Consider the following 3,231-nt stretch of genomic DNA (forward strand, 5'->3'; position numbering starts at 1 on the left):
GGCCGTAGCCGATGAGGCCGCCGACGATGCACAGGCCGACCCACATGAGGTAGATGCCGATGTTGGCGCTGTGCTTGGCGATGCCCTCGTAGAGCACCTCGTCGGTGACGGGCTGCGGGGTCGAGCCGGCGGGAGGTTGCGCCTGCGGCGGGGCTGCGGACGCGTCGGCGGGCTGAGTCTGCATGGCGGCAAGGGTTGCACGGCGGGGCGCGTCCTGGCAACTCGCGGGCGGCCGGGCGCGGGCGCTCGCGGACGTCAGGGCCGGTGCGAGGGCGCGGGGCTCTCGGCGGTGACGGCGGGCCTGTCTGAAGGGACAGCCTCGGGGTCGAACACGCTGCCGTCGGCGAGCCGCACCGGGGTGGCGCGGTGGTCGACGCCGTGCGCGCGCAGGAGCTCGTCGACGATGCCGGCGACCTGGCCGACGAGGGCGGTGCAGAAGTGGTGCCGGGCGGGGCCCATGAAGTCGCCGTGGGGGGCGGTGAGGTGGTTGCAGATGAGGTCGGGGGAGGCGCCGCGGGCGAGCTCGGCGGCGATGCGGTCGTCGTAGGCGAGCACGGCGGCGCGGAGCTCGGGGGTTACTTTGCCGGTGGGGTCGGGGTCGCCGAGGAATTCGCCGAGGAGGAGCTGGCCGGCGACGACGGCCCCGCAGGTGCCGCGGCCGGTGATGCCGCCGCGGCGCAGGCTCTGATAGGCGGCGGTGGGGCGGTCGAAGGCCTCGGCGAGGGCGATGCCACACGAGCGGTGGGGGGTGCGGGTGCCGTCGTAGAGGACGAGCGCCTTGCTGCGGATCGGGCTGTGGAGCCTGGCCGGGTCGGGGAGGTCGCCGCGTTCGGGGCTCATCGCGGCAGTGTGCCACGCTCGCGCCCGGGGGTGACATGGTCTACCGTGCGGGCATGAGCTGGACGGACCCGCGAGGCGAGATCGAGGCCCTGGTGCCGCAGCTGCGGCAGCTGCGACGAGACATCCACCGCCACCCGGAGCTCGGCTTCGAGGAGACGCGGACGCAGGCGCTGTGCCGCGCGTGGCTCGAGGCGCGGGGCTATGCGCCGCGGGTGTGCGCGGAGACCGGCCTGGTCGCGGATCTGCGGCCGGGGGCGCCGGGGCCGGTGATCGCGCTGCGGGCCGACCTCGATTGTTTGCCGATGCACGAGACCACGGAGATCGAGCATCGATCGGTGCACGCCGGCAAGGCGCACAAGTGCGGGCACGACGGGCACACGGCGATCTTGCTCGGGGTGGCGGAGCTGCTGGCCCGGCACCGCGAGGTGGTGCCGGGCAACGTGCGCCTGCTGTTTCAGCCGGCCGAGGAGGGGGTGCGCGGCGGCGGGGCGAAGGTGATGGTGGCCGAGGGGGCGCTCGACGGGGTCGCCGAGGTGTACGGGCTGCACAACTGGCCGGGCTTCCCCAAGGGACAGGTGCACGTGCGCAGCGGGGCGATGCTGGCGCAGGTGCACGAGCTGACGATCACGATCACGGGGAAGGGCGGGCACGCGAGTCAGCCGCAGCTGTGCCGCGATCCGCTGGTGGCGGGGGCGCACTTGGTGACCGCGCTACAGACGGTGGTGTCGCGCGGGCTCGGGTATCAGGGCGGGGCGGTGGTCTCGATCACGCAGTTTACGGCCGGCACGACGCACAACGTGATCGCCGAGACGGCGCGCATGCGCGGGACGGTGCGCAGCTTCGAGGCGGGGGTGACGACGCGGGTGATGGAGCGGCTGCGCGAGGTGATCGCGGGGACGGCGGCGAGCTTCGGGGTGAAGATCGATCTCGAGGTGGACGAGGGGTACCCGGTGACGGCCAATCACCCGCGCTGCGCGGCGGCGGTGGCCCGGGTGGCGGCGCTGCAGCTGGGGGCCGAGAAGGTCAGCGAGCAGTGCTTGCCGATGGCGGGCGGCGAGGACTTCGCCTACCTCGCGCAGGCGGTGCCGGGCGGGTACTTCTTCGTCGGTTCGCAGCGGCCGGGCGAGGACACGCCGGTGTGTCACCACCCGGACTTCGACTTCGACGACGAGCTGATCCCGACCGGGATCGGGCTGTTCCTCGGCATCGTGCGCGACCGCTTCGCCGAGCTCGGGTGATGTCGGGGCCGACGATCGCGGTGATCACGGGGGCGTCGTCGGGGCTCGGCGAGGCGTTCGCGCGGCAGGTCGACGCCCACCCGGCGTTCGCGGGGGTGGGCGAGATCTGGCTGGTGGCGCGCCGTGAGGCGCGGCTGCAGGCGCTCGCGTCCGGGCTGGCCTCGGGTCGCGGGGTGGCGGTCGTGGCCGATCTGTCCCTGGGGTCAGGTGTCGAGGTGGTGCTGGCGCGGGCGCAGACGAGCGGGGCGCGGGTCCGGCTGCTGGTCAACAACGCGGGCGTCGGCTTGCTCGGACCGCTGCTCGAGCAGAGCCCCGAGGCGATCGCGGGGCTGCTCGATCTGAACGTCCGCGCAGGCACGCTGCTGCTGCGCGGGCTGGCGTCGCGGATGGACGCCGGCGCCGGTGTGCTGCAGGTGGCGTCGGCGGCGGCGTATGTGCCGGCGCCGTACTTCGCGGTGTACGCGGCGAGCAAGAGCTACGCGCTGGCGCTGGCGCTGGCGCTGCGGGAGGAGTGGCGCGAGCGCGGGATCTCGGTGTGCACCGCGTGTCCGGGGCCGGTCGAGACCGAGTTCTTCGCGGCGGCGGGCGCGAGTCGACCGCAGGCAGGGATGGCGCCCGATCGCGTGGTGGCCCTAGCGCTGCGCGACCTCTTGGAGGGTCGTCCGGTGTCGCACGCAGGGATCGGCCCGCGGTTGCTCGCGCGGCTCGCCGCGGTCGCGCCCCGGAGCGTGCTGGTGCGCCTGGCCGGGCGGCGTAACCTCGGTCGCGCCCCGGTGCGCCAGACCTGAGCGTGCAGGCTCGCAGCGAGCGATGGGATGGGGGCGATGGTGCGGACGACGGACCGTGCCGGATGAGGGCGCACACATCGGCGCCGCTGGCCCCAGGGACCGGGTTCTGCGATGGCATTGCCAGTCCGCCGGGGCCGTGCAAAAAAGGTTTCCCGTCGTCGCCATGGCCACCCTACCGCTCGACGCGATCGCCACGCTCCTCGATCAGGGAGCCGCCGACTCGGCGGTTCGCCTGCTCCGCAGCTCGTGGGAGCCGGAGCTGCCGCCCGACGATCTGGTCCGCATGTACTGCATGTGGATCCGCGGGCTGTGCGAGACGGGCGAGCTGGACAACGCGTTGACGCTGGCCAAGCGGGCGGCCGGCG

General features: G+C 73.9%; 5 protein-coding genes. 3 read left to right on the forward strand and 2 right to left on the reverse strand.

Going from position 1 to position 3,231, the window contains the following annotated elements; translation table 11 throughout:
• A partial coding sequence (locus KBB57_RS19950; RefSeq protein WP_290754129.1) for a hypothetical protein occupies positions 1-184 on the reverse strand: 184 nt, incomplete at its 3' end.
• A 71-nt stretch (positions 185-255) separates the two neighbouring features.
• Entirely contained in the window at positions 256-840 is a 585-nt protein-coding gene (locus KBB57_RS19955) for a C-GCAxxG-C-C family protein (RefSeq protein ID WP_290754131.1), read from the reverse strand.
• 35 nt (positions 841-875) lie between these two features.
• Between KBB57_RS19955 and KBB57_RS19960 the strand changes: the two genes are divergently transcribed.
• From KBB57_RS19960 to KBB57_RS19970, 3 genes are all read left to right on the forward strand, one after another.
• On the forward strand, positions 876-2,078 hold the full coding sequence (locus KBB57_RS19960; protein ID WP_290754134.1) for a M20 family metallopeptidase: 1,203 nt from the start codon (positions 876-878) through the stop codon (positions 2,076-2,078).
• Positions 2,078-2,866: an SDR family oxidoreductase gene (locus KBB57_RS19965; protein WP_290754137.1), complete on the forward strand. Its 789-nt coding sequence runs from the start codon at positions 2,078-2,080 to the stop codon at positions 2,864-2,866. The genes KBB57_RS19960 and KBB57_RS19965 overlap by 1 nt, the downstream gene beginning before the upstream one ends.
• 163 nt (positions 2,867-3,029) lie before the next feature.
• A partial coding sequence (locus KBB57_RS19970) for a hypothetical protein (RefSeq protein ID WP_290754140.1) occupies positions 3,030-3,231 on the forward strand: 202 nt, incomplete at its 3' end.

The organism is Amaricoccus sp. (genome assembly GCF_017993425.1).
Lineage (GTDB): Bacteria > Pseudomonadota > Alphaproteobacteria > Rhodobacterales > Rhodobacteraceae > Amaricoccus.

Excerpts from the sequence above, each read along its gene's own strand:
- KBB57_RS19955 (WP_290754131.1), bottom strand. The coding sequence starts at position 840 with ATGAGCCCCGAACGCGGCGACCTCCCCGACCCGGCCAGGCTCCACAGC.
- KBB57_RS19960 (WP_290754134.1), top strand. The coding sequence starts at position 876 with ATGGTCTACCGTGCGGGCATGAGCTGGACGGACCCGCGAGGCGAGATC.
- KBB57_RS19965 (WP_290754137.1), top strand. The coding sequence starts at position 2,078 with ATGTCGGGGCCGACGATCGCGGTGATCACGGGGGCGTCGTCGGGGCTC.